The following is a 23,532-nucleotide window of genomic DNA, read 5'->3' as shown; positions in this document are numbered from 1 at the left end:
TTCCCGCACATCTCTGGCGCGAAATCCTCTTGAAACTTTCTTGCCATAATGAGAAAGAATGTTGCGCGTGGACGCCTGTTTGCGCACATCTATGGAATTAAGGGCCTTTCGGGCCAAGGCGGAAGACAGATGCCCTCACATAAACTCGACGAGATCGACCGGAAAATTCTTGCGGAACTGCAAGCCGATGGGCGGATGACCAACGTGGAGCTGGCGCGCCGGGTGGGCATTTCCGCGCCGCCCTGTCTGCGCCGTGTGCGCACGCTCGAAGAAAGCGGGTTCATCAGAGGCTATCACGCCGTGGTCGACACGCGGGCGCTGAATTTCGAGGTACAGGTCTTTGCCATGGTCGGACTGCAAAGCCAGGCGGAAAGCGATCTGTCGAAATTCGAGGCGAAATGCCGCGAATGGCCGCTGGTGCGCGAGTGCCATATGCTCAACGGAGAGGTGGACTTCATCCTCAAATGCGTTGCGCCGGACCTTTCGACTTTCCAGAGCTTTTTGACCGGAGAGCTGCTCTCGACCGAGAATGTTGCTTCGGTCAAAACCTCCCTCGTCATCCGCTGTGCGAAAGACGAACCGGGTGTGCCTTTCGACGTACTCGAAGCGCGGTTGGCTCAGAACGCCTGACTTCTCGTTCCAGACTGCATGAAAAACGGCCCGCCTTCCGGTCGGGCCGTTTTCGTATAAGGTCGGTCGAAGGATGACCCGCAACTGAGCGATTTACCGAAACATCATTTCCGAAAGATCGCCGGGTGTGAGCCGCGGATAGGCCAGTGCGCCGAAATCGCCCAAGCTGTCGAGATGTGGGAACAGGGCCATGAAGCGCGCGCGCAGGTCGCCTTGCAACTGGGCGGAGGCGGCGGTGCCGGGATGGTAGCTTTCAAGTTCGACGCCGTTGACCCGGATCAGACTGTGACGCCCGAGCGCGAGATGATAGCTGCGCACGGCGGAGATGGGTGTAACCTCGATCACCGACACCCCGTCCACCATCCCGGTGATTGGGGCCATCGCCTGCGCTGTGCCGAGCCAGGATTTCAGCCCATCGGTCTTCAGAAGGTAACGCGCGCCCGAGCCCAACATCAGGTCCGGGGTTGGCCGGCCGAGGCCGAAAGTGTCGGAGGTGATGCGGTAGAGTCGTTCGGCGTGGGCTTCGGGAGACCGTATGCCGCGCGTGTCGAGCGCCATGGAGCCGATCCACTCGACCTGTTGCACGCCATTGTCCACGGTCACGACCTCGTCACCGGGCAATAAGTCTTCGATTGCCACCGGCCCCGCGACGGTCGGGATCAATGCGCCGCGCGCAAATGCATTGAAGGCGGCCTCGAACACCGGAAGGGCGGGGGCCGTTTGAGGCGTTTCGCAAATATCGCCGTTCGGCGCGCGCCAGGCAATGTTGTAGCGTCGCAGGGCTTCTACCGGACGCTCCACCGGGCGGGTGCGACGTACGGTCCATGCGGTCTTGACCGGTTGCGTGACGCCTGTCGTGGGTGGGTCGGAAGCGGGCAGATGGCCAAGGGAACGAGTATGGGAGAACTGCGGGCGCTCGGCTCTGGAACGCGATCCGGTCAGGGGCCCGGGGAGGGGCTGCGACATCGAAAACCTCTTACTGTGTCGGCCCCCACCGATAACAGCCCCGACACGATTTCAGATTTCCGCCAGGATTGTCAAAAATTTTAGCCAATTAGAGTTAACGGTGGAACCAGTCGCCCGGTCTGCCATCGCTTTGTTTCTCTGTTTCCAGGCAATGGTGTTATGGCGTCGTGCCGTTTCACGTTCGGGAGACGAATCGCCTCCATCGTCAGACTCAGGCAGAGGCGCGCCACGCCGGTTTGCCAACCTTCTTCTCGATGAAGGCGGTGCGACGGACGCCTCGGGTCCAGGGCATTTCGACCTCGGTCTTTTTGGCCTCGGCGATCATGGATTTCATCCAGCGACGGTTTTTCATATTTGCCTCTCTCGTCACGCCAGCCCGGCGTCGATGTCTGTTTCGATCTCGCGAACAATATGTCGGATCGCTTCGACGAAAATGGGGCGATCAGGGGAGAAAACGAGAGAAAGTCCGAGGTAATAGTGAACCGCAGCCTTACTGGTCTGTGAGGCTATCTAACGATCAGAAAATTAATGTTAATTCTGGTTTTTGAGAAACAATTAAGAAGGTTTCATGGCATTGTTTCGGGCGAAAATGGGGCGGGATGCAGCCCCATTCCTGCCTCAAACGAAAGGTGCCTTGCTCAGAGCCGGATCAGTGAGATGAGTCGTCCGTAATCGGCTTCCTTGCGATGAACCGAACGGCGGTAGGAATAGAAACGTTCCGGGTCGGAATAGGTGCAATGCCGGGTCCATTCAGCGTGTCCGATCCCGGCCTGCCGCAGACGGTGCAACCCGTAGGCCGGAAGGTCGAAGAGGTAGCGGTCGCCCTCGCCATTCGCGAAAAAACGGGCATTTTCGGGAGACTCGGCGAGGAAATCCTCGAAGAACTCCGGGCCGACCTCATAGGCGCGTTGGGAAATCGTCGGGCCTATCACCGCAGAAATATTGCTTCGCGTGGCGCCAAGTGCTTCCATCGCGTCGAGCGTTTCTTCGAGCACGCCGGCAATCGCGCCTTTCCAGCCGGCATGGGCCGCACCGATCACCCCGGCCTCGCGGTCGGCAAACAGCACCGGCTGACAATCGGCGGTCAGAATCACCAGCGCCAGTCCCGGCTGATCGGTCACAAGCGCGTCGACCTTTGGCGCCGGACCGTCCTGCGGTCTCTCGATCCGGGCGACATCGGCGGAATGCACCTGATTGGCGGAACAAAGCGCTTCTGGCCCGAGGCCCAGAGCTTGCACCGCCCTTGCGCGGTTGATCTTGACGATATCGGCCTGATCGGTCGAGCCGAGGCCGCAATTGAGCCCCTCGAACACGCCGGAAGAGGCACCGCCTTTGCGGGTGAAGAACCCGTGGCGGATGCCAGTCAGCGCGTCGGAGGTGATGATGTCCAGTGTCATGCGTCGAATCCCGGAGGCAGCAAATCGGGGGCGGGCGCGAGGGCCAGCGCTTTGAAAAGGGTTCCCATTTCTGAGGGCGAGGTCAACCGCTCAAATGCGGTCATATGCATGTCGCGGGCCGTGCCGCTCAGATTTCGCGCAAGCGCCTCGGCGCGGGCGGCGATACCGAGGCGGGCCAGGAGCGCGCCCTGCGGGATCATCTGTGAGGCGGCGATCCCGGCGGTTTCGGCGGCGAGGGCGAGGGCTTCGAAATCCACATGGGCGGTCAGGTCGGCCAGACCGGGGCGGGCGAGGGGATCGACGGACTCATGGGCTTCAAGCGCCTGGAACGTGTCGCCGAGACTGCGCCAATCGCCATAGTCGATGAAGATCGCCGCCCCGCCTTGGGCAAGGCGCGAGGCGATCTCCGCCACGATGGGTGCGGCTGCGGGGCAAATCTCGACAATGTCGCCTTCCTTGGTGTCCGAGAGACGATGCGCGAGGGCGGAAAAGGGCGTGGGGGCAGAGAGGCCGAGGGTCAGCGCGGCGTTCTTAAGTCCGACCTGCGTTTCCGCCCATCTGTCGCCCTTGCGGGTGAATTGCCGGATCGGCAGGGCGTCGAAGAACTCGTTGGCGATCAGCCAGAACGGGGCGTCGGGCAGGTCCGCGACCTGATCGCACCATGTCACCCCATAGCCTTCAAGCCGATCCTTCTGTGCCGCGCGCAAGGTGGGGGAGGCTTCGACGAGATGAAGCCGCATGGCGTCATGCATCCCCGGCACGCCTTTGGTCGCGCGCAGGATGTCGGCCATCAGCGTGCCGCGACCCGGGCCGAGTTCCGCAAGCGCAAAGGGCGAAGGCGCGCCCTGATCGAGCCAGCTTTGCGCAAGACACAACCCCAGAAGCTCACCGAACATCTGGCTGATCTCCGGCGCGGTGGTGAAATCGCCCGCCGTACCCAAGGGATCGCGCGTGGTGTAATAGCCATGCTCGGGATGGAGCAGGCATTCGGCCATATAGTCGGCCAGCGAGATTGGCCCAGTCTGGGCAATGCGGCGCGTCAGGATGTCTTTCAACGCGGTCATGAGCGTTTGGTGCGGAGCATGAAGAAGAGCCCGATCAGGATCATCGGCAGGGACAGGAGCTGCCCCATCTGCATCCCGAGGAAGATCATGCCATTTGGATTGGCGGCGGTGACGAATTGTGCGTCGGGCTGGCGGAAGAATTCGACAATGAAGCGAGAGACGCCATAGCCCGCAAAGAACAGCCCCATGATGAAGCCCGGTCGTTTGAACGCGTGGCCGAGCCAGACGAGGGCGAGGATCAGGGTGCCGAGAATCAGCCCCTCCATGCCCGCCTCGTAAAGCTGCGAGGGGTGGCGGGCACACAAGGGACCGACATTCGCGCAGGCCTGTGCGGCCTCACCCGGAAAGATCACCGCCCATGGCCCATCCCAAGGCTTGCCCCAAAGCTCGGCGTTCACGAAATTCGCGACCCGGCCCAGCAAAAGCCCCGGCGGTGTTGCCATGGCCAGAAGATCGCCAAGCGACAGAAGCGGTTTCTTGTGTTTCATGCCCCAGAGAAGTGCGGCGATGATGACGCCGAGAAAGCCGCCATGAAAGGCCATGCCGCCTTGCCAGACCATCGGAATTTCAATCGGGTGGCTCAGGTAATAGCCGGGTTTGTAGAACAGCACATAGCCCAGCCGCCCGCCGACAATGACCCCAAGGATCAGCCATGTCAGAAGATCCTCGAACTCCGCCTTGTTGAGCGGCGGCGTCTCATTGGCCCAGAGGCGTGTGGCCTTGAGTGTGCGCAGGATGAGGATCCAACCGATCAGGAACCCGCCGATATAGGCCAGCGCATACCAGTGCAAAGCGAAATGCACCGGTCCGAGGTCGATCTCGAACAGGGTGGGGGAGAGGTCTGGGAAATTCAGAACGGCAGGCAGACGTGTCAACATGAGCGCAACTGTCGCCACGCGGAGGCGGAAGTCAACCTTGTGATTTGCGCCCTCGCGCCCCATATAGGTCACAAGACATCACGAATGTGCCGGACGGAGCCAGACATGCAGACCCGCAACAAGATTCTCGACGATATTTCCCAACTCATGACCAATGCCATGGGCGTGGCGCAGGGTGCGAAAGACGAGGCTGAGACCGCTCTGAAGGGCGTCATGGACCGCTGGTTGGCAGATCGCGATTTCGTCACCCGCGAGGAATTCGACGCTGTGCGTGCCATGGCGCAGAAGGCCCGCGAAGAGAACGAGGAACTGAAAAAGCGCCTCGATGCGCTTGAGAGCAAGAAAAAAGCCTGATCCGGGCTTCGCCGTTTCGAACTGAAATGTGGACAGCGTAAGCCTCCCTTCCGGGGGGCTTTTTTCTGTCCACAGGGGGCTTTGTGGGGCTGGGGAAAATTTAAGCAACTTGTGGATGATCCCGGAATGCTGGGGATAACACAAATATTTCGCTTTACAGATTCGTCGCTTTCATCACACCATATCTGGTAAGGGGGGGTGAAATCCCATCGACCCTTAGAGCAGGCACCAAGTCTTAGTGGCCGCCACTGTGATGTCGCGTAGGGGGGATGTCGCACAGCCACGGGACGCAGACCAGAAGAGGCCCGTGAATGTCGCTTATTGAGCAGAGCTTTTCCACCGAAATTCACCCGATCGACTTGTGCGAGCACCTGTGTGAGTACAATGACTGGGAATTCGACCGTGTCGCCGAGGATCAGATCGCCATGGCGGTCGAGGGGCAGTGGCGCACCTATTCCATCACGCTCGCGTGGTCGGAATATGACGAAACCCTGCGTCTCATTTGCACCTTCGAGATGGAGCCGCCCGAAGAGAAGCTGCCGCAAATCTTCGACGTGCTGAACCGGGCCAATGACCAGATTTGGACCGGGGCCTTCACCTATTGGCACGAGCAGCGCCTGATGGTGTATCGCTACGGACTCGTCCTCTCGGGCGGTCAGATCGCCAGCCCCGAACAGGTCGACCGGCTGATCGGTGCGGCTGTGGGCGCCGCCGAGCGGTTCTATCCGGCCTTCCAACTGGTCGCATGGTCTGATCGTTCGCCCGAGGATGCCATGGATGTGGCGATCCGCGAGGCTTACGGACGCGCATAAGCGCCCGCGCGAAAACGCACGGCTCACCCGCGTTGCGCTTGGCCCGGTGATTGATAGAGTGCCCCCTGATGCCCTCAGGGGGCTTTTTATATGATATGATGACGGAGTGGATCATGGAGAATGTGAAAGCGCGCGGACTGGTGCTTTTGGGCTGCGGCAAGATGGGCTCGGCCATGCTCAAAGGCTGGCTCGACGGGGGATTGCCGCCCGGTTCCGTCACCGTGCTCGATCCAAAACCGTCGGAATGGTTGCAAGCGACCGGCGTGCATCTCAACACCGATCTGCCGGAGAACCCGGCCATCGTTCTCGTTGCGGTCAAGCCGCAGATGATGGGCGATGCCCTGCCGAAGCTTCAGGCGCTGGGCAATGGCACCACGCTGTTCCTGTCGGTGGCGGCGGGGATCACGCTGGCCACTTATGAGGGAATGTTGGGGGCGGAGACCCCCATCGTTCGGGCCATGCCGAACACGCCGGCGGCCATCGGGCGGGGCATCACCGGGATTATCGGTAATGCCAAGGCATCGAATGCCGATCTCGATCTGGCTGAAACCTTGTTGCGTGCCGTCGGGCAGGTGGTGCGTCTGGAAAATGAGGCTCAGATACGCGCCCTGACGGCGATTTCCGGCTGTGGCCCGGCCTATGTGTTCCACCTGATCGAGGTGATGGCCGCTGCAGGAGAAAAGGCCGGGCTTCCCGCCGGGATGGCGATGCAGCTTGCCAGGGCGACCGTGGGCGGGGCCGGACAACTGGCGGAAATGTCCGATGAAACCCCGGCACAACTGCGCATCAATGTGACCTCTCCAGGCGGGGTCACCGCCGAGGCGCTGAAAGTGCTCATGAATGAGGAGACGGGTTTCCCGGCACTGATGGAGCGCGCGGTGGAAGCGGCGATCAAACGCGATGAGGAACTGGCATGAGTGACGAAATCAGCTTCGACGATTTCCTGAAAGTGGACGTGCGCGTGGGGACCATCCTGCGCGCCGAACCCTATCCGGAAGCGCGCAAGCCCGCGATCAAGCTCTGGATCGACTTCGGCCCGGAGATCGGTGAAAAGAAATCCTCCGCCCAGATCACTGTGCATTACAGTCCCGAGGCCCTCGTTGGGCAACAGGTCATGACGGTGGTGAACTTTCCGCCGCGTCAGATCGGGCGCTTCATCTCGGAGGTGCTGGTGTTGGGTTTCCCGGATGAGAGCGGTGCCGTGGTTCTGGCGCGTCCTGACCTTGCGGTGCCGAATGGCGGGCGGCTGCACTGAGGTTTTCGCAGGGGGGGGGCGATGTCAGAGCGGAGGCTTTATGCCTCTGGTCTCTCTACTATGCATTAACCTTAATCTGATTAACCTTAATGCGTGGTCAGGGGGCTTAAGAGACTGTCAGAAAGCGCGGACAAATGCTTAACGCGCTGTCACAATTGACGCTCATCTCTGTCACAGTCTTTACCAAGGGGTAAACACGGACCTCAGCAATCGCCGACCGCCTCCCGCCAGTGCTTGCGACAAAGCGACACATAGCGCTCATTGCCGCCGATCTCGACCTGCGCGCCCTCGGTCAGCACCATGCCGCTTTCCGACATGCGCACGACCATCGTGGCCTTTTTGCCGCAATGGCAGATCGTGCGCACCTCGCGCATCTCGTCGGCCAGTGCCAGAAGGGCTGCGGAACCGGGGAAGAGATTGCCTTGAAAATCGACCCGCAGCCCGTAGCACATGACAGGCACGCGCAGATCGTCGACCACGCGGGCGAGTTGCCAGACCTGGTCCTTGGTGAGGAATTGGGCCTCGTCGATGAAGATGCAGGCGAGGTCGCCCTCGGCCAGACGGCGCTCGATCTTGGAGAAAAGATCCTCACCCTCTTCGAACGTGTCCGCGTCGGCTCCGATGCCGATCCGACTGCCGATCCGACCTTCTCCTGCACGTTTGTCGAACTTTGCGGTGATGAGATAGGTGTCCATCCCACGTTCGCGATAGTTGTAGGACGCTTGCAACAGGAGCGTGGATTTTCCCGCATTCATTGTCGAATATTGAAAGTAGAGCTTTGCCATGGCGACCATCTGCCAGATCGGGGGTGGGAGGATCAAGCGGTCTTGCGGCTATGCTCAGGAAAACCTGTCGGAAAATACGCCAAGCGTGACATCAGTTCATGAAAACGCGCACGGGTGGAAGTCGGAAAAAAAGCGCACACTCATTACAAGAACCCGGCTGATGCCCGCAAGGGCTAGGGGATGAGGGAGCCGGAAACGTACACTTGAGAACCAGACTTTCTTCCCTGAAACGACTTCCACCCGACCCGGTACTGTTGCACCGGATACTCGTTCTGCTCCTGCGATGGCAGGTACGCTCTTGTATGTCATGCGAAAATCGGGAATTTAATGGGAAATGGTAAAGTGAATTCCCCATCTGGGGGCGTTGAGGGTTAGGGACACGGGTTATGGACGCAGCCGGAACATATTTAAAAAAGCACACCGAGGCTTTGGTCAAGGATGTGGGATTGGAGGCCGCCTGTGCGCTGACGGGTAAGTCGAAGGCGACGCTGGGGCGGTATTATTCGACTGCCGAGGAGCATTCAGACCGCTTTATACCCGTCGATGCCGTGGCCCAGCTTGAGGCTGCGGCGAGCTATCCGCATGTCACCTCAGCTCTGGCCGAGCTCAAAGGCATCGCGCTGTCCTACGATGCGGCCCGTAATGAGAATCCGAAACAGGGTGGGGTGAATGCCGACGTGGTCGCCCTGTCGCAGCGTTTTGCCATGTTGATGGCGGAATATTCCGATGCGATTGAGGACGGGATCATCACCATCAATGAGGCCAAACGCCTTTTGCGTGAAACACTTGAGTTGCAACAGGTGTTGATCAACATGAAGCTGCATCTGGAGCACGAAGCGACCTGAGACACCGGATCGACGGCGACCAGAAAGCGTAAAAGGCGGCTCTTGGGGCCGCCTTTCCTTATCTTCTGTTATCCTCGCGACCTTTGGCGCTGCGGGCGCCCGCCAGCGGGCCGCCCCGATCCTTTCGACCCGCCGGGTTTGTTTGGGCGACCACCGCCAGAAGTGCCACCGGGTTTGCCACCACGCGCCCCGCCGCCACGGCGACCTTGGGGTTTGGGCTTCGGCTGCGCCTTCTGATCGTCCGCGGCCCAAGAGGCCTTGGTCGCTACGGGAATGCGCAGCTTCATCACCTTCTCGATGGCACGAAACTCGTCCAGCTCGGTCGGCGAACAGAAAGCCACCGCCTTGCCGTCCCGTCCCGCGCGCGCCGTGCGCCCGATCCGGTGGACGAAGTTTTCCGGCACGTTCGGCAATTCGAAGTTGTAGACGTGACGCACCGCCGGGATGTCGATGCCGCGTGCGGCCACGTCGGTGGCGACCAGCACCTTGATCTGACCGCTCTTCGCCGCCGCCAGCGTGCGTTCGCGTTGGCCCTGCGACTTGTTGCCGTGGATGGACCCGGCCTCGAACCCGTCACGGACGAGGTTTTTCGCCAGCCGCTCTGCCCCGTGCTTGGTTCGGGCAAAGACCAATGCCAGTTCGTCGGAGTGATCGCAGAGCAGTTCCTTGAGCAGCTCGAATTTCTCCGGCTGCGGGATGAAATGTACCTCCTGCTCGATCTTGTCGGCGGCCTTGCCCGGAGGCGAGACCTCGATGCGCACGGGGGAGGTGAGATAGCTCTGGGCGATCTCGTTCATTTCCTTGTTCATCGTGGCGGAGAACAGCATGGTCTGCCGCTCTTTCGCGAGCATCGGCACCAGTTTCCGGAGCGCATGGATGAAACCCATGTCGAGCATCTGGTCGGCCTCGTCCAAGACGAGGAAGGTGGTTTCATCAAGCCGCACGGCCTTGCGGTCGATCAGGTCGATGAGACGACCCGGTGTCGCGACGAGAATGTCGGTGCCACGCTCCAGTCGGTTGATCTGGGCGTTGATCGACACACCGCCGACGACGCGGTTGAGCTTGAGGTGCGAACCCTTGATGAAAGGAAAGAGCCCGTCGGCGATCTGGTTCACCAACTCGCGGGTAGGGGCGAGGATCAGTGCCCGCACAGTCTTCGGCGACGGTTTCGAACCGTCGGAAAACGCCATGTGCAAAAGCGGCAGGCCGAAAGCGAGCGTCTTGCCCGTGCCGGTCTGCGCCAGCCCCATTACGTCGCGCCCGTTCATCACTTCGGGAATGGCGCGGGCCTGAATGGGGGTCGGGGTCTCGATGTTGATTTCTTTCAAGACATCGAGCAGCTTCGGCTTGAGGCCGAGCATGGAAAAATCAGTCATATACGTCCTTTGGTGGGCAGACCCACACGCGAAAACGCCGCCCGTCGGGCTGGCGCGGTTTGGTCGCGGAAAAGGTCACCGGAGAGGGCCACATGCCCGCCCCGTCTTTCCGCCGGACCCCTGCGTGATATGGGAACCTGTGGGCGCTCTATGCGGCCCGTCATCCGTCACCTGAAGCGCCTGCCTGAAACGGTCTGTGCGCGGCTGCTCACGCGGCAGCATGGGGTGTCGGATGGATGCCAAATGAGGGAGAGTGGGGGAGAAGTCAAGAGATTTGCTGCACTCGCAAAAGAATAGAGGCCCCGCGTGAGCGGAGCCTGTCTCGTTCGGTCGTGCGGAGCGATTTCAAACGTCCTGCAAACTCAGCACTTCGATGTCCCCTTCCAGCCGGGCCTTGATCGCCATGGCGGCGGCGTGGCTGGCGGCGGCGGTGGTGAAGTACGGGATCTTGTCGTAGAGCGCGACGGAGCGGATCTCGCGGCTGTCTTCCAGCGCCTGATTGCCCTCCGTCGTGTTCAGTACCAACGCGATCTCGCCGTCCTTCATCATGTCGACGATGTTCGGGCGGCCCTCATAGACCTTGTTGACGACCTGGCTGGCAATGCCTTGTTCCTTGAGGAACTTGGCCGTGCCACGGGTCGCGACGATCTCGAAACCGAGGTCCACAAGCGTTTGCATCGCCTCGACCATCTTCGGTTTCTTGTCGTAGTTTTTCACCGACAGGAACACCTTGCCCGAGCGCGGCAGATCGGTGCCAGCGCCCATTTGCGACTTGAGGAAGGCGCGGGCAAAGCTCTTGTCGGCCCCCATGACCTCACCTGTCGAGCGCATTTCCGGCCCGAGGATCGTATCGACACCCGGGAAACGGGCGAAGGGCAGCACGGCTTCCTTGACCGCATAGCGCCCGGTGCTTGCCGGATCGACCAGTTCGAACTGATCGAGTTTTTCACCGGCCATGAGACGGGCGGCGATGGAGGCGATCGGGCTGTTCACCGCTTTCGCAACGAACGGCACGGTCCGGGAGGCGCGTGGGTTCACCTCGATGAGGTAGATCACATCGTCCTTCACCGCATATTGCACGTTCATCAGGCCCACGACGTTCAGGGCGAGGGCAAGTGCCTCGGTCTGGCGTTTCAGTTCTTCGATGATCTCGGGCTTGAGCGAGTAGGGCGGCAGGGAACAGGCGCTGTCCCCGGAGTGCACGCCCGCTTCCTCGATGTGCTGCATGATGCCGGCCACATGGACTTTCTCGCCATCGCACAGCGCATCGACGTCCACCTCGGTCGCACCCGACAGGTAGCTGTCGAGAAGCACCGGGCTGTCGCCGGACACCACAACGGCGTCGCGGATGTAGCGCTTGAGGCCGTCCATGTCGCGCACGATCTCCATCGCACGACCGCCCAGAACGTAGGACGGGCGAATGACCAGCGGGAAGCCGATGTCGGATGCGATTTCAATGGCTTCGTCGTCGGAATGTGCGATGCCGTTGTGCGGCTGCTTGAGGTCGAGACGGTTGACGAGGTCCTGGAAGCGTTCACGGTCCTCGGCAAGGTCGATGGCATCCGGCGTGGTGCCGAGGATCGGAATGCCTTCGGCTTCCAGCGCATTGGCGAGTTTCAGCGGGGTCTGGCCGCCGAACTGCACGATCACGCCATGCAGCGTGCCTTTTTCCTGCTCGACACGCAGGATTTCCATGACGTGCTCGAAGGTGAGCGGCTCGAAATAGAGACGGTCGGAGGTGTCGTAGTCGGTGGACACGGTCTCCGGGTTGCAGTTCACCATGATCGTCTCGTAACCCTGTTCGGTCAGCGAGAAACAGGCGTGACAGCAGCAATAATCGAACTCGATCCCTTGGCCGATCCGGTTCGGACCGCCGCCGAGGATGACGACTTTCTTGCGCTCGGAGGGGCGCGCCTCGCATTCCACCTCGCCCATCATTGGCATTTCATAGGTGGAGTACATATAGGGCGTCTGCGCCTCGAATTCGGCGGCGCAGGTGTCGATGCGTTTGAACACGGCGGTGACGCCAAGGTTGTGACGTGCACGGCGCACATTGGCCTCGTCGCGGCCGGTCAGTTTGGCCAGACGCGCGTCCGAGAAGCCCATCATCTTGAGCTTGCGCAGGCCCTCTTCGGTGACCGGAAGGCCGTCCTTCCTGATCTCGCATTCGGCAACCATGATCTCGCGGATACGGGCCAGGAACCACGGGTCGAAGCTGTTGATCTCGTTGATCTCTTCGTCGGTGAAACCGAACCGCATGGCCTGTGCGATCACCCGAAGACGATCCGGCGTGGCCTTGGCCAGTTCGCGTGTCACACTCTTGTCGATCATCTGCTGGGCGTCCGCGTCGGCACCAAGGAAAATGCGCGGCAGGCTCTCCTCAGTTCCGTCCGCCTCTACGATCTGCGAGGGCTTCGGCATGTCCGGAAGTTCGATTTCGTCAAAGCCCGTGAGGCCCGTCTCCATCGAGGCCAGAGCCTTCTGCATCGATTCGTGGAAGGTCCGGCCGATGGCCATCGCCTCGCCCACGGATTTCATCGCGGTGGTGAGTTCGGGTTTTGCGCCGGGGAATTTCTCGAAGGCAAAGCGGGGGATCTTGGTCACGACATAGTCGATGGTCGGCTCGAAGGACGCGGGTGTCACCTTGGTGATGTCATTGTCCAGCTCATCGAGCGTGTAGCCCACGGCGAGTTTCGCGGCGATCTTGGCGATCGGAAAGCCCGTCGCCTTGGAGGCCAGCGCCGAGGAGCGCGATACGCGCGGGTTCATTTCAATGACGACCATGCGCCCGTCGGCAGGGTTCACCGCCCATTGCACGTTGGAGCCGCCGGTTTCCACGCCGATTTCGCGCAGCACGTTGATCGAGTGGGTCCGCATGATCTGGTATTCTTTGTCGGTCAGCGTCAGCGCCGGGGCGACGGTCACGGAATCGCCGGTGTGTACACCCATCGGGTCCACGTTTTCGATGGAACAAACGATGATGGCGTTGTCCGCCTTGTCGCGCACCACCTCCATCTCGAATTCCTTCCACCCAAGAAGGCTTTCATCGACGAGAATCTGTGCGACGGGGGAGGCTTCGAGACCCGAGCGGCAGATTTTCTCATAGTCGTCGCGGTTATACGCCACGCCACCGCCGGTGCCGCCGAGCGTGAAGGCGGGACGGATGATCGCCGGAAGACCGATGTGCTCCAGCGCCTCCATGGCGATTTTCATACCCGCAGCAATATCATAGGTGCCGTTCTCGCGTTTCGGGGCGGCAACGATGTCCGCCTTCGGGTTCTCGATGCCGAGACGATCCATCGCCTCGCGGAACAGTTTGCGGTCCTCGGCCATCTCGATGGCCTCGCGCTTGGCGCCGATCAGTTCGACGTTGAATTTATCTAGAACGCCCATGTCGGCAAGCGCCAGAGAGGTATTGAGGCCAGTCTGACCGCCCATGGTCGGCAAAAGCGCGTCGGGGCGTTCTTTCTCGATGATCTTGGCGACAATCTCGGGCGTGATCGGCTCTATATAGGTCGCATCCGCCATATCCGGGTCGGTCATGATCGTCGCCGGGTTCGAGTTGACGAGGATGACCCGGTAGCCCTCTTCGCGCAGCGCCTTGCAGGCCTGAGCGCCGGAGTAATCGAACTCACAGGCCTGCCCGATGATGATCGGCCCCGCACCAATGATCATGATGGAGGAAATATCGGTTCTCTTCGGCATGGCAGACCCCGGCAATATGTTGAGCAGCTTTGGCGCGTGTCTAGCAAGGCGCGCGCAAATTGTCGTGGGTTATAGTCATGCGAACGCGAGGTTCAAGCCCCATACGGGTTCGATCCAAGAAAATGCGGTTTTGATAGGGAGACGCAGATGTTCAGGGGCGTGAAGGGCGCAGAACAAAAAGCGTAAGAGGATAAAGCATGGCCAGCGGAGGCAGAAGCGTTGCCATGAAACGGACGTTGTATGGCAGAAGCGTGGAGTAGAGCGGATAAGAGAAAAGTAAGGCGAAGGCTGCAACCCAACACCATGCCACCGGCGGCGACGTCAGTGTGAATAGAACAGGCAAAAGCGCCAATGCCAGAACAAAGTAATGCCCCCAGGACAGTGGGCCGAACATTGCAATGAGGAGCGATAGAGCGAGCCAGATTTGAGGTTCACTCATCGCGTGGCGTTTGAGTGCCAGCCAACCCGCACCTGCAAGCAGGCATAGTTTTGGCAGAAGTTCGATCCATTGCGGAGCGTCGAGGATTGGAATTGCGACATTGGTACCATCGGGGATCACGCCTCCGGTGGCCAGTTGGTGCAATTGGTAGAGCAGGATTTCGAGCGAATAATTGACCTTTGTATATACCACCATGGCGTTGATTTCGCTGAGGCGGGCGAGCATGGCGAAATGTGCTTCGGGGCCGCTGATCAAAAGTGACAGTGCCAGCAGGAGAATGCCGCCCAAGGTCATTGCAATGGCCGCACGCCAATTGCCCTTGAGCAGGAAGATCAGTCCGAAAAGCGCGGGTTGCAATTTGATCGCGGCGGCAAGGGCCAGTAGCAATCCTGCGGTGACCGGTCGCCCTCTGAGCGAGGCCAAAGCACCCAGCAAGGTGAGGAAAGTCACAGTGATCTGGGGCTGGTTTTGGATGATCGCCCCGAGGCCGGGGGCCGACACGGCCAAAATGATTGTCCCGATAGGGGGCCACTGTCTCAGGGATGGCGCCTCGGGGCGAGCGATCTGCCAGCCGAGGTAAGGCATTGTCGCCAGCATCGCCAATTGAAGGACAAGAACAATGTTGAAGAACGTCGTGGGCGCCATCACCTCTGTCAGCGGCGCCATAAGATGCGCCCAGATTGGTGGGTAGAGGTAGGGCAGGATCACCTTATCCGCGTGACCAATTTGTTTCGCCAATGGAACCCATTCGGTCGGTGTGCCCGCTGTGAAAAAATTCGGAGGAGCGGCATAGATCGCTTCCGGATGGCCTGCGGCCACGCTCTTGCCTGCCATGTAGAGTGCCGAAAGGTCTGGTTGCCATTGGTTCCAGAACATCGCTGCGAAAAAATAAACGAACAAAAATCCGATCAAAATCACAAAAATCGTCGCTATCTTGTCGTGATTGGCTTCGGCAAGACCACGTTGAGGATCGGGGCTCAAATGCATGGAAAAGGCCTAACTTGTAACTGCATGGAAAGGCATGGATTTTCAGAGCCTTTTCTCTTCATGTCGAGCTTGCCCGACTATAACGTGTCGCGCAAGCGGGTCTTCTTGCCCCCTCAGAAGTGATCGTTACCCCAGCAAGGCTTGACTTTCCGCTCTCAGGCGAGTGTATCAGCGCGAGCGACTACGACCGCCCAAAATGCCGCCCAAGATACCAAAGGGACCTGATCATGCACGTCTACCGCAGCCATACCTGCGCCGAACTGAACCAATCCAACGTGGGCGACACCGTGCGCCTGTCCGGCTGGGTGCATCGCATCCGGGATCACGGCGGCATTCTCTTCGTCGATCTGCGCGACCATTACGGTATGACGCAGGTGCTTTGCGACCCGGACAGCCCGGTGTTTTCCGCGCTGGAAAAGGTGCGTTCCGAATGGTGTATCCGCATCGACGGCACGGTGAAGGCGCGTGACCCGGAACTGGTGAACCCGAAACTCCCGACGGGCGAGATCGAGGTGTTTGTGCGCGATCTCGAAGTGTTGGGTTCCGCAAAAGAGCTGCCGTTGATGGTGTTCGGCGATCAGGAATACCCGGAAGAGACCCGTCTCAAGTACCGTTACCTCGACCTGCGCCGGGAGCAGATGCAGAAGAACATGGTGATGCGCTCTCAGGTTGTTGCCGATCTGCGCCAGCGCATGTGGGCCAAAGGTTTCAACGAATTCCAGACGCCGATTATCACCGCCTCGTCGCCCGAGGGTGCGCGCGATTTTCTCGTGCCGTCCCGTCTGCATCCGGGTAAATTCTACGCCCTGCCGCAGGCGCCGCAGCAGTTCAAACAGCTTCTGATGGTGTCGGGTTTCGACAAATATTTCCAGATCGCGCCGTGCTTCCGCGATGAGGACCCGCGCGCCGACCGTAGCCCGACCGATTTCTATCAGCTCGACATGGAAATGTCCTTTGTCACGCAACAGGACATCTTCGACGTCATGGAGCCGGTGATTGCCGACATGTTCGACCGCTTCGGCAAGGGCCGCAAGGCGAACCGCGACTGGCCGCAGATCTCCTATCGCGATTCCGCGCTGTGGTACGGCACCGACAAGCCGGACCTTCGCAACCCGATCAAGATGCAGGACGTTTCCGAGCATTTCCGCGGCTCCGGTTTTGCGATCTTTGCGAAACTCTTGGAGCAGGAGGGCAATGAGGTCCGCGCCATTCCGGCTCCGAAAGGCGGTTCGCGCAAATTCTGCGACCGGATGAACAAATTCGCCCAACAAGAGGGCCTGCCGGGGATGGGGTATATCTTCTGGCGCGAAACCGACGGTCAGATGGAAGCCGCCGGGCCACTCGCCAAAAACATCGGCCCGGAGCGCACGGAGGCGATCCGCCAGCAGCTGGGTCTCGAAGTGGGCGATGCGGCCTTCTTCCTGGGAGGGAAACCCAAATCCTTCGAACGTGTGGCTGGCAAGGCCCGGACCGTGATCTGGGAAGAGACGCCGAAAGCGCCCGAGGACGAAAACTGGCGTGATCAGTTCATGTTCGCCTGGATCGTCGATTTTCCGATCTATGAGCAGGACGAAGAGACCGGAAAAATCGACTTCGAGCACAACCCGTTCTCCATGCCGCAGGGCGGGATGGAGGCTCTCGAAGGCGATCCGCTCAAGGTGCTCGGCTGGCAGTATGATTTGGCCTGTAACGGCTACGAGCTTGTGTCCGGCGCGATCCGGAACCATAAACCGGAGATCATGTTCAAGGCGTTTGAGCTTGCGGGCTATGGCAAGGATGAGGTCGAGAAACGCTTTGGCGGTATGGTCAACGCCTTTCAATACGGTGCCCCGCCGCACGGCGGTTGCGCGCTTGGCATCGACCGCGCGGTGATGATCCTTGCCGATCAGGAGAACATCCGCGAAGTGATGCTCTTCCCGATGAACCAGCGTGCCGAAGACCTGATGATGGGCGCGCCCTCGGAGCCGACCAACGAACAACTCCGTGAGCTGAACCTGCGGGTTATTCCGGCGGAGCAATAACGCTTCGGACGGACAGAACAAAAGGCGCGGAGAGCGATCTTCGCGCCTTTTTCGTTGGGAGGAGCTTCGGGTTTCGGTGGATTACACCACCTTGCGCGGTTCGATCCGGCTCTGAACCAGTCCGGCAATGCGCGCAACATCGGAGCCGTAGGACATGCCGTTTTCACGATGGTAGGCGAGGGCCTTCGCCGCAATCTCCATCTCCGTATCCCCCGCCGTGCGCGCCACGCCACCCAGAAATTGTGCGATGTAATCCAAAAGGTTTTCGCCGCCATTGGTGGTCAGAAGATCGGCAATATGCACGAAATCGTCCTGAAGCGCGATCGGATCTGGAGTGATCTCGTCAGAACTGACGGCATGAAGCCCAACGGGCTGCACCCCTCCGGGCAGGCACGAGAGCACGCATTCCTGAAACGTCCCGAGCGAGGAAATCGGTTTCTCGATGAACCCGTCGGCACCGGCGGCCACCGAAAGCGCCTCGGCCCCGCTGTCGCCGGACATGCCGAGCAGAACGTCGACACGGGGACGGGCATGGGACAGCTCGTCAATCAGGTCCGCGCCGGAACCGTCCGGCAGGCCGAGGTCGACGATCACCACATTCGGGCGATAGACCCGCAGATGTTTGCGCGCGGCACTCAGACTGTCGGCACGTCGGATGCGTGCCCCCGAACGCAGACACAGAAGGCGCATCGCCTCGGAGGCAAAACGGCTGTCCTCCACCACGAGCACAGTAAGGCCCAGAAGCGGGCGGGCGGCGGTCGGCATCGGCGCGACCATCAGGCTGTCGAAATCGTCGGTCATTTCATGAGCTCCATCCAGTGCGACTCGGATTAAAGCGCGAAAGAGGTGAATGAGCGGTTAACCCTGCGCCGCCTGCGTCAATGTGAGCGCAATCAGCGCCGGCCCCTCTTGCGGCAACCCCCGGTGCGGGCGATAAGCGGGCAAGCAACCCATCTGGAGGAGAGAAACATGATCGGTCGTCTCAACCACGTCGCCATTGCCGTGCCGGATCTTGAGGCCGCATCCGCGCAATATGCGAACACGCTCGGCGCGAAGGTGAACCCGCCGCAGGATGAGCCGGACCATGGCGTGACCGTTGTGTTCATCGAACTGCCGAATACCAAGATCGAATTGCTCTATCCGCTGGGCGAAAACTCCCCGATCCAGGGCTTTCTCGACAAGAACCCGGCGGGGGGTATTCACCACATCTGTTACGAGGTGGACGACATCCTTGCCGCCCGCGACAAGTTGAAAGAAGAGGGCGCGCGCGTTCTCGGGACGGGGGAGCCGAAAATCGGCGCCCATGGCAAGCCGGTGCTGTTCCTGCATCCGAAAGATTTCAATGGCTGCCTGATCGAGCTGGAACAGGTCTGATGGCGCTCACCTCGGCTATCGTCCTTTATGCGGTGACATGGTTCATGACCATGCTCGTCGCCCTTCCCATCGGGTTGAAAACACAGGGTGATCTGGGGGAGAAGGTCGAGGGCACCCATGACGGGGCACCCGCGAATTACAACCCGAAGCGCAAGGCGCTTTGGGTGACCATTGTCGCCACAGTGATCTGGGCCCTGCTGGTTGTGGTGATCCTGTCGGGCTGGGTGAGCTGGCACGATCTCGACTGGACCGCAAAACTGCCCTCAGTGGCCGACAGTTGATCCGCGCAGCGCGCCGCCTTCCAGCCGCATGAACATATGGGTGAAGGTGGCCGCGCCCAGCACCGGAATGAGCAGGTTCACGAGCGGGATCGACAGCGGGATCGCCATCAGCGCACCCGCCAGCCAGATCTCCGGCATATGGCGTTTGCGGGCGGCCTTCGCGCCTTCGCGCCCGAGCCTGCGCATGGCGACCATCTGGAAATATTCGCGTCCGAGCAGGAAGCCGTTCAGCGCCCAGAAGATCACGGGCGCGGCGATGTTGAGGATCAGGTAGAGCACCAGAGCGATCAGGTTGGCGGCGAAAATGACGCCGAGAAAGCCCAGAGAATCCAGAAGCATGTCGGAAAACGACTGGCGCGGCACTTCGGGCAGTCCGGGATAGTGCACATCCTCGACCGCGTCCGAGACCTCTTCGAGGAAGAGACCGGTGAAGGCGGAGGCGACGGGGACCATCAGGAAGACCGACAGTCCGATCATCAGAAAGAACGAGCCAATGGACAGCGCGTTGTCGACCCATGTGATTTCGCCGACCAACGGCAGGGTGAAGGTGTCGGGGACAAACATGCCGATGACCCAGACGAAGACCAGATAGATCGCCACCAGAAGCGCGACGGTCAGGCCGATCCCCTTGAGCAGAACCGATTGAAATCGCTTGTCTCCAAGCTGGCCGAGGGCTTTTGTGAAATCACTGAGCATCACGCATCCATCCATGTGACGATGGTGGAAAGGTCGGGGCGCGGGCGCTCCGGCGGGGCGATGGTTTCGCTGCCGATGTGAATGAGGCCCGCGATGCTCTCATGTGAGGCGAGACCGAGACCCTTCTCGCAAAATTCCCGGTCGAACGACGCCCAGCCCGACAGCCAGTTGGCGCCCCATCCGGCGGCGAGGGCGGCGTTCAGGAGCGAAAGGCATACTGCGCCTGCGGAATAGAGTTGCTCGATTTCCGGCACCTTGTCGCTCTCTTTCGGGGAGAAAACTACGGCGACGGCGAGATCGGCATCGGCATATTGACGATAGGTCTTTTCGATCTTCTCCTCGGCGATCTTGTTCTTTTCCGCCAAAGGTTTGATCATCTCGGAAAGGCGTGTGAGCGCCGCTTTCTCCAACACGATGAAACGCCATGGTTCGAGTTTGCCATGATCCGGCGTGCGCGCCGCCGCCGTAAGGATTGGCATCAGCGCCTCGCGATCCGGCACGGGGGCGGTGAGTGTCTTGGCGGGGCGGGAGCGGCGGGTGAGGAGGAAGTCGAGCGCGGCGGGATTGGGAGCGGGCATGGGGGACCTTTCATCTGCGGGTCAAAGCCTTTTGCAATTCCTCTGCGGCAAGGAGAAGTTGCAAAAGGCCCCGAACATAAAAACGCTTTAGCCAACATGTCGTCATTTTTGCCGGTGAATTCAACCGCTCACATGGTAAAGGGAGGCATGGATAAAGCGGAATTGAAAACGGCTCTTGAGGCGGCGGTCACGGAGGGGCATCTGGCGGTGCGTGTGACGCCGAAGGCCTCGCGCAATGCGGTGACGGTCGAGGAGGGGCAGGTGCGGGTCTATGTGACCACGGTGCCGGAGGGCGGCAAGGCGACGAAAGACGTGATCAAGCTCTTGGCGAAGGCCATGGGACGGGCGAAAAGCGCGCTGGTTCTGGTGCGGGGCGAGACCGCTCGGGACAAGGTGTTCCGGGTGGACTGAGAGCAGGTCTCACTCCTCCACGGGTGTGAGGCGATACGCCCCCTCGGGAAGATCGAGGGCCGCCCCCAGATCCCGGAGCTGTTGCAGCGAGAACGTCACTTTATGCACCCGGTCGGTGCGCGGATCGTGCTGTTCCACGGTCACGCATTCCGCAAAGGCCGAGATGATGACATCTTCCTGAAGAGGGGCTTCGCCCTCATCGACAATGGTGACGATGGTCGCGTCGAAATCGTGTTCGATGGTAAACATGGCACGATGCTGCACCTGCCGCAGGACAAAAGCAAGAGGGATGGCGACAGGACTTTTGTGGTTTTGCGGCCACATTTCGTTTGGCGGATGAATGGTTGATAAAATAACTCAGATAATGGGGCTTGCATTGCGGTGAGGGGCCTGATTTCTGCTGGCACAGCCAGTTGAACGCGAGCCGCTTACATCCGGGTAGAGAGCTACCGGAAGGTGGTTGCGTCCGTAATTCTGTCCTGTGTTTGTGCTCCCGTACCGCTCTGTATCGCCTGTTTCCTTCCGGCGATGGGGATGTGCGGTACACTTACGCGTTCTCGAACGGGTCGCCCGGATGTCGTCTGTCATTGTCAAACGTATCTACCGGAGACGCTTATGTTATTGCTCCCCCCTAAAACCATCTCCCTGTCCCGAAGGCTGTTGTTGTGTACGGCCGCTTTCGCCACCGTGCCTTTCGCGCTCTCAGCGCAGGAAGATACGATCCTACTCGATGAGATTGTCGTTTCGACCGCATCGGGCATCACCACCACGGTTCAGGATGCTCCCGCTTCCGTGACCGTCATCGACCAGGAGACCATTGCTGCCGAAGGCGCGCGCGATGTGAACGATCTTCTGCGTCAGGTGCCGGGTCTCAATCTGACCCGTGGCAATGACGGCATTTCCCAAGTGTCTTTCCGGGGGATTTCAGCAAGCCGGACGCTGATCTTGGTGGATGGCAGACGGATCAGCACCGGAAAAAGTTTTGCACGTCATTATCAGGGCGACCTGAATGTCGTGCCTCTCGATGCCATTGAACGGATCGAGGTCGTGCGCGGGCCGATGTCCACGCTTTATGGCTCCGATGCCATGGGCGGTGTCGTCAATATCATCACCAAGAAGCCCACCGGGGACTGGTCTGGCTCGATCACGACGGATTTCGGTTTCGGGGAAGCCTCCACGACCGGGGACAACCGTCAGATTTCCGGTTATGTCAGCGGTACGCTGAGTGAGACGGTCGATGTGGAGTTTTGGGGGAAGGTGTCCGAACGCGATGCGCCGGATGCCTTTACATATCTGGACAATACTGGCGCCGAGGCTTCCGTTTACGGATCGGACGGCTCGTCGTCGAACGAGATCGGCGCCCGTCTGACATGGCGTCCGAACGGGGTGCTTGAATGGGGTTTCGAGGCGACCACCGGGCAGGAGAAATACCTCGCTTCCGAAGGCGGGCACGCCACCAACAATATCGACCGTGACAGCTATGCCATTACGAACGAATGGCATCTCGGGGCGGGCACCCTGTCCAGCTACTTGCGCTATGAGGACAGTTCGAACGCCTCCTGGAGCGACCCGTCCTGGGGCGATCCGATCACCTATGAGACCATCACGTTCGAGACTCGTTACAGTGCCGAGGCGCTGCTCGGCGGCAAGACTTTCGGATACACCGTCGGTGGGACCATTGCGAAAGACGAGTTGAGCGATCCCGCCACGAACCGCGATGGCGCTTTGATCGAAGGCGACGTGGTGACCGGTGCGCTTTATGCCGAAGGCCGGTTCGATGTGACCGATGCCCTGACCCTGACCGCTGGTTTGCGCTATGACAATCATGAGAACTTCGGGGATCATTTCACGCCGCGCCTCTATGCCAACTACGATTTTGGCAACGGGCTGGTGCTCAAGGCCGGATATGCGCAGGCCTTCGTCGCTCCGGATCTGCGGGCCCTGAATCCGAACTACCGGATGGCCTCGCGGGGCAATGGCTGTAAGCCGTATCCGGGGCCGTGCATCATCTATGGCAACCCGGATATCGAACCGGAGACCTCGGACAATTACGAAATCGGTCTGAACTATCAGGGCGGGGCGTTCAATTGGGAGCTGACGGCCTTTTACAACGATATTCAGGACATGATCGGGGCCCGTAAAACCGGTGAGACCGATGCTGATAGCGGGTTCGCTATTTTCGAACGGACCAATATCGAAAGCGGGAAGACCGCAGGTATTGAAGGTGGTTTTACCTTTGACGTGAGTGAGAACCTTACCTGGAACAGCTCGTTCACCTATCTGGCGAAATCGGAATTCAAATACGAAAGCCTCGATCACGCTTTCCCGATGGCGACGACTCCGAAATGGAACATCACCACGGGGGCGAGCTGGAGTGCGAATGATCGTCTGACCTTGTCGGGCAACGTGACCTATGTCGGCAAGCAGATCGGCTATGTTACCGAAGACGAACTGAGCGCAGAGGAGGCCAGGGCGGTGCCGGCCGGACAGAACAAGGATCCGTATTTCCTTGTCGATGTGGCAATGGCTTACGATCTGACGGACACGACGCGGTTGAATGTCGGGATCGACAACCTGTTCGATGAGCAACCGGCTGACGAAACCTCGTATCGCGAGAATGGCCGGTTGTTCAAGCTGGGTCTGACCACGCGGTTCTGAGGCGCACCGCCTGACGAATA

Annotated in this window: 24 protein-coding genes; 11 read left to right on the top strand and 13 right to left on the bottom strand. The window is 60.1% G+C overall.

Features of this window, described 5'->3' with window-relative positions; all coding sequences use genetic code 11:
• Positions 1-129: 129 nt before the first annotated feature.
• The gene (locus tag C8N42_RS01135) at positions 130-630 is read left to right on the top strand and encodes an Lrp/AsnC family transcriptional regulator (protein ID WP_066710359.1); all 501 of its coding nucleotides are present in this window, start codon (positions 130-132) and stop codon (positions 628-630) included.
• A 93-nt stretch (positions 631-723) separates the two neighbouring features.
• On the opposite strand, the gene C8N42_RS01130 is transcribed toward C8N42_RS01135, so the two are convergent.
• The 5 genes from C8N42_RS01130 to lgt form a co-directional block, all read right to left on the bottom strand.
• Positions 724-1,596, bottom strand: a complete 873-nt coding sequence (locus C8N42_RS01130) for a Hint domain-containing protein (protein ID WP_107814699.1) — start codon at positions 1,594-1,596, stop codon at positions 724-726.
• Between the two features lie 211 nt (positions 1,597-1,807).
• On the bottom strand, positions 1,808-1,948 hold the full coding sequence (locus tag C8N42_RS21460) for a hypothetical protein (protein WP_170109152.1): 141 nt from the start codon (positions 1,946-1,948) through the stop codon (positions 1,808-1,810).
• A gap of 286 nt (positions 1,949-2,234) precedes the next feature.
• The gene (gene pgeF / locus C8N42_RS01125) at positions 2,235-2,993 is read right to left on the bottom strand and encodes a peptidoglycan editing factor PgeF (protein ID WP_107814698.1); all 759 of its coding nucleotides are present in this window, start codon (positions 2,991-2,993) and stop codon (positions 2,235-2,237) included.
• Positions 2,990-4,057, bottom strand: a complete 1,068-nt coding sequence (locus C8N42_RS01120; protein ID WP_107814697.1) for a class I SAM-dependent methyltransferase — start codon at positions 4,055-4,057, stop codon at positions 2,990-2,992. The genes pgeF and C8N42_RS01120 overlap by 4 nt, the downstream gene beginning before the upstream one ends.
• Positions 4,054-4,935 carry a prolipoprotein diacylglyceryl transferase gene (gene lgt, locus C8N42_RS01115; RefSeq protein WP_107815045.1) on the bottom strand — a complete coding sequence of 294 codons (882 nt, stop codon included), beginning with the start codon at positions 4,933-4,935 and terminating at the stop codon, positions 4,054-4,056. Before lgt ends, C8N42_RS01120 begins: the two co-directional genes overlap by 4 nt.
• A 105-nt stretch (positions 4,936-5,040) precedes the next feature.
• On the opposite strand from lgt, the gene C8N42_RS01110 reads away from it, so the two are divergent.
• From C8N42_RS01110 to C8N42_RS01095, 4 genes are all read left to right on the top strand, one after another.
• Positions 5,041-5,289: an accessory factor UbiK family protein gene (locus C8N42_RS01110; protein ID WP_107814696.1), complete on the top strand. Its 249-nt coding sequence runs from the start codon at positions 5,041-5,043 to the stop codon at positions 5,287-5,289.
• Positions 5,290-5,600: 311 nt separating this feature from the next.
• Positions 5,601-6,101: a type III secretion system chaperone family protein gene (locus C8N42_RS01105; protein ID WP_066710373.1), complete on the top strand. Its 501-nt coding sequence runs from the start codon at positions 5,601-5,603 to the stop codon at positions 6,099-6,101.
• A 113-nt stretch (positions 6,102-6,214) separates the two neighbouring features.
• Positions 6,215-7,018 carry a pyrroline-5-carboxylate reductase gene (proC, locus tag C8N42_RS01100; protein ID WP_107814695.1) on the top strand — a complete coding sequence of 268 codons (804 nt, stop codon included), beginning with the start codon at positions 6,215-6,217 and terminating at the stop codon, positions 7,016-7,018.
• The gene (locus C8N42_RS01095) at positions 7,015-7,356 is read left to right on the top strand and encodes a tRNA-binding protein (protein ID WP_107814694.1); all 342 of its coding nucleotides are present in this window, start codon (positions 7,015-7,017) and stop codon (positions 7,354-7,356) included. The genes proC and C8N42_RS01095 overlap by 4 nt, the downstream gene beginning before the upstream one ends.
• 203 nt (positions 7,357-7,559) lie before the next feature.
• Here C8N42_RS01095 and C8N42_RS01090 read toward each other — a convergent pair whose 3' ends face one another.
• On the bottom strand, positions 7,560-8,141 hold the full coding sequence (locus C8N42_RS01090) for a thymidine kinase (RefSeq protein WP_107815044.1): 582 nt from the start codon (positions 8,139-8,141) through the stop codon (positions 7,560-7,562).
• Between the two features lie 386 nt (positions 8,142-8,527).
• Between C8N42_RS01090 and C8N42_RS01085 the strand changes: the two genes are divergently transcribed.
• Positions 8,528-8,986, top strand: coding sequence for a hypothetical protein (locus tag C8N42_RS01085; protein ID WP_107814693.1), 459 nt, complete (start codon positions 8,528-8,530; stop codon positions 8,984-8,986).
• 68 nt (positions 8,987-9,054) lie between these two features.
• Here the strand turns inward: C8N42_RS01085 and C8N42_RS01080 are convergent, their stop codons facing one another.
• The 3 genes from C8N42_RS01080 to C8N42_RS01070 form a co-directional block, all read right to left on the bottom strand.
• Positions 9,055-10,362, bottom strand: a complete 1,308-nt coding sequence (locus C8N42_RS01080; RefSeq protein WP_107814692.1) for a DEAD/DEAH box helicase — start codon at positions 10,360-10,362, stop codon at positions 9,055-9,057.
• Between the two features lie 345 nt (positions 10,363-10,707).
• Positions 10,708-14,067, bottom strand: coding sequence for a carbamoyl-phosphate synthase large subunit (gene carB / locus C8N42_RS01075; protein ID WP_107814691.1), 3,360 nt, complete (start codon positions 14,065-14,067; stop codon positions 10,708-10,710).
• A 151-nt stretch (positions 14,068-14,218) separates the two neighbouring features.
• Positions 14,219-15,493, bottom strand: coding sequence for a glycosyltransferase family 87 protein (locus C8N42_RS01070; protein ID WP_107814690.1), 1,275 nt, complete (start codon positions 15,491-15,493; stop codon positions 14,219-14,221).
• Positions 15,494-15,720: 227 nt separating this feature from the next.
• Here C8N42_RS01070 and aspS point away from each other — a divergent pair, with 227 nt between their 5' ends.
• Positions 15,721-17,514 carry an aspartate--tRNA ligase gene (aspS, locus tag C8N42_RS01065; protein WP_107814689.1) on the top strand — a complete coding sequence of 598 codons (1,794 nt, stop codon included), beginning with the start codon at positions 15,721-15,723 and terminating at the stop codon, positions 17,512-17,514.
• Positions 17,515-17,595: 81 nt separating this feature from the next.
• On the opposite strand, the gene C8N42_RS01060 is transcribed toward aspS, so the two are convergent.
• Complete coding sequence (locus C8N42_RS01060) at positions 17,596-18,315, bottom strand: response regulator (protein WP_107814688.1); 720 nt, start codon at positions 18,313-18,315, stop codon at positions 17,596-17,598.
• Positions 18,316-18,483: 168 nt separating this feature from the next.
• On the opposite strand from C8N42_RS01060, the gene mce reads away from it, so the two are divergent.
• The gene (gene mce / locus C8N42_RS01055; RefSeq protein WP_107814687.1) at positions 18,484-18,888 is read left to right on the top strand and encodes a methylmalonyl-CoA epimerase; all 405 of its coding nucleotides are present in this window, start codon (positions 18,484-18,486) and stop codon (positions 18,886-18,888) included.
• A complete protein-coding gene (locus tag C8N42_RS01050) occupies positions 18,888-19,169 on the top strand; it encodes a DUF1467 family protein (protein ID WP_107814686.1) in 282 nt (93 codons plus the stop codon). Before mce ends, C8N42_RS01050 begins: the two co-directional genes overlap by 1 nt.
• Here the strand turns inward: C8N42_RS01050 and C8N42_RS01045 are convergent.
• Together C8N42_RS01045 and C8N42_RS01040 are read right to left on the bottom strand one after the other, a co-directional pair.
• Positions 19,152-19,865, bottom strand: coding sequence for an EI24 domain-containing protein (locus C8N42_RS01045; RefSeq protein ID WP_107814685.1), 714 nt, complete (start codon positions 19,863-19,865; stop codon positions 19,152-19,154). The genes C8N42_RS01050 and C8N42_RS01045 overlap by 18 nt on opposite strands.
• Positions 19,865-20,443 carry a nitroreductase family protein gene (locus tag C8N42_RS01040; protein WP_107814684.1) on the bottom strand — a complete coding sequence of 193 codons (579 nt, stop codon included), beginning with the start codon at positions 20,441-20,443 and terminating at the stop codon, positions 19,865-19,867. Before C8N42_RS01040 ends, C8N42_RS01045 begins: the two co-directional genes overlap by 1 nt.
• A gap of 147 nt (positions 20,444-20,590) precedes the next feature.
• Here C8N42_RS01040 and C8N42_RS01035 point away from each other — a divergent pair, with 147 nt between their 5' ends.
• Positions 20,591-20,854, top strand: coding sequence for a DUF167 domain-containing protein (locus C8N42_RS01035; RefSeq protein ID WP_107814683.1), 264 nt, complete (start codon positions 20,591-20,593; stop codon positions 20,852-20,854).
• A 9-nt stretch (positions 20,855-20,863) separates the two neighbouring features.
• Here C8N42_RS01035 and C8N42_RS01030 read toward each other — a convergent pair whose 3' ends face one another.
• Complete coding sequence (locus C8N42_RS01030; RefSeq protein ID WP_107815043.1) at positions 20,864-21,103, bottom strand: hypothetical protein; 240 nt, start codon at positions 21,101-21,103, stop codon at positions 20,864-20,866.
• 366 nt (positions 21,104-21,469) lie between these two features.
• Between C8N42_RS01030 and C8N42_RS01025 the strand changes: the two genes are divergently transcribed.
• Positions 21,470-23,512, top strand: coding sequence for a TonB-dependent receptor domain-containing protein (locus C8N42_RS01025; protein WP_107814682.1), 2,043 nt, complete (start codon positions 21,470-21,472; stop codon positions 23,510-23,512).
• Positions 23,513-23,532 lie beyond the last annotated feature (20 nt).

This window comes from Celeribacter persicus, assembly GCF_003050785.1.
GTDB classification, from domain to species: Bacteria; Pseudomonadota; Alphaproteobacteria; order Rhodobacterales; family Rhodobacteraceae; genus Celeribacter; species Celeribacter persicus.
This window is presented reverse-complemented; position numbering and strand designations above follow the sequence as displayed.

Bases quoted from the DNA above. Each gene is read 5' to 3' on its own strand.
- C8N42_RS01135 (WP_066710359.1), top strand. From the start codon at position 130: ATGCCCTCACATAAACTCGACGAGATCGACCGGAAAATTCTTGCGGAA.
- C8N42_RS01130 (WP_107814699.1), bottom strand. From the start codon at position 1,596: ATGTCGCAGCCCCTCCCCGGGCCCCTGACCGGATCGCGTTCCAGAGCC.
- C8N42_RS21460 (WP_170109152.1), bottom strand. From the start codon at position 1,948: ATGAAAAACCGTCGCTGGATGAAATCCATGATCGCCGAGGCCAAAAAG.
- pgeF (WP_107814698.1), bottom strand. From the start codon at position 2,993: ATGACACTGGACATCATCACCTCCGACGCGCTGACTGGCATCCGCCAC.
- C8N42_RS01120 (WP_107814697.1), bottom strand. From the start codon at position 4,057: ATGACCGCGTTGAAAGACATCCTGACGCGCCGCATTGCCCAGACTGGG.
- lgt (WP_107815045.1), bottom strand. From the start codon at position 4,935: ATGTTGACACGTCTGCCTGCCGTTCTGAATTTCCCAGACCTCTCCCCC.
- C8N42_RS01110 (WP_107814696.1), top strand. From the start codon at position 5,041: ATGCAGACCCGCAACAAGATTCTCGACGATATTTCCCAACTCATGACC.
- C8N42_RS01105 (WP_066710373.1), top strand. From the start codon at position 5,601: ATGTCGCTTATTGAGCAGAGCTTTTCCACCGAAATTCACCCGATCGAC.
- proC (WP_107814695.1), top strand. From the start codon at position 6,215: ATGGAGAATGTGAAAGCGCGCGGACTGGTGCTTTTGGGCTGCGGCAAG.
- C8N42_RS01095 (WP_107814694.1), top strand. From the start codon at position 7,015: ATGAGTGACGAAATCAGCTTCGACGATTTCCTGAAAGTGGACGTGCGC.
- C8N42_RS01090 (WP_107815044.1), bottom strand. From the start codon at position 8,141: ATGGCAAAGCTCTACTTTCAATATTCGACAATGAATGCGGGAAAATCC.
- C8N42_RS01085 (WP_107814693.1), top strand. From the start codon at position 8,528: ATGGACGCAGCCGGAACATATTTAAAAAAGCACACCGAGGCTTTGGTC.
- C8N42_RS01080 (WP_107814692.1), bottom strand. From the start codon at position 10,362: ATGACTGATTTTTCCATGCTCGGCCTCAAGCCGAAGCTGCTCGATGTC.
- carB (WP_107814691.1), bottom strand. From the start codon at position 14,067: ATGCCGAAGAGAACCGATATTTCCTCCATCATGATCATTGGTGCGGGG.
- C8N42_RS01070 (WP_107814690.1), bottom strand. From the start codon at position 15,493: ATGCATTTGAGCCCCGATCCTCAACGTGGTCTTGCCGAAGCCAATCAC.
- aspS (WP_107814689.1), top strand. From the start codon at position 15,721: ATGCACGTCTACCGCAGCCATACCTGCGCCGAACTGAACCAATCCAAC.
- C8N42_RS01060 (WP_107814688.1), bottom strand. From the start codon at position 18,315: ATGACCGACGATTTCGACAGCCTGATGGTCGCGCCGATGCCGACCGCC.
- mce (WP_107814687.1), top strand. From the start codon at position 18,484: ATGATCGGTCGTCTCAACCACGTCGCCATTGCCGTGCCGGATCTTGAG.
- C8N42_RS01050 (WP_107814686.1), top strand. From the start codon at position 18,888: ATGGCGCTCACCTCGGCTATCGTCCTTTATGCGGTGACATGGTTCATG.
- C8N42_RS01045 (WP_107814685.1), bottom strand. From the start codon at position 19,865: ATGCTCAGTGATTTCACAAAAGCCCTCGGCCAGCTTGGAGACAAGCGA.
- C8N42_RS01040 (WP_107814684.1), bottom strand. From the start codon at position 20,443: ATGCCCGCTCCCAATCCCGCCGCGCTCGACTTCCTCCTCACCCGCCGC.
- C8N42_RS01035 (WP_107814683.1), top strand. From the start codon at position 20,591: ATGGATAAAGCGGAATTGAAAACGGCTCTTGAGGCGGCGGTCACGGAG.
- C8N42_RS01030 (WP_107815043.1), bottom strand. From the start codon at position 21,103: ATGTTTACCATCGAACACGATTTCGACGCGACCATCGTCACCATTGTC.
- C8N42_RS01025 (WP_107814682.1), top strand. From the start codon at position 21,470: ATGTTATTGCTCCCCCCTAAAACCATCTCCCTGTCCCGAAGGCTGTTG.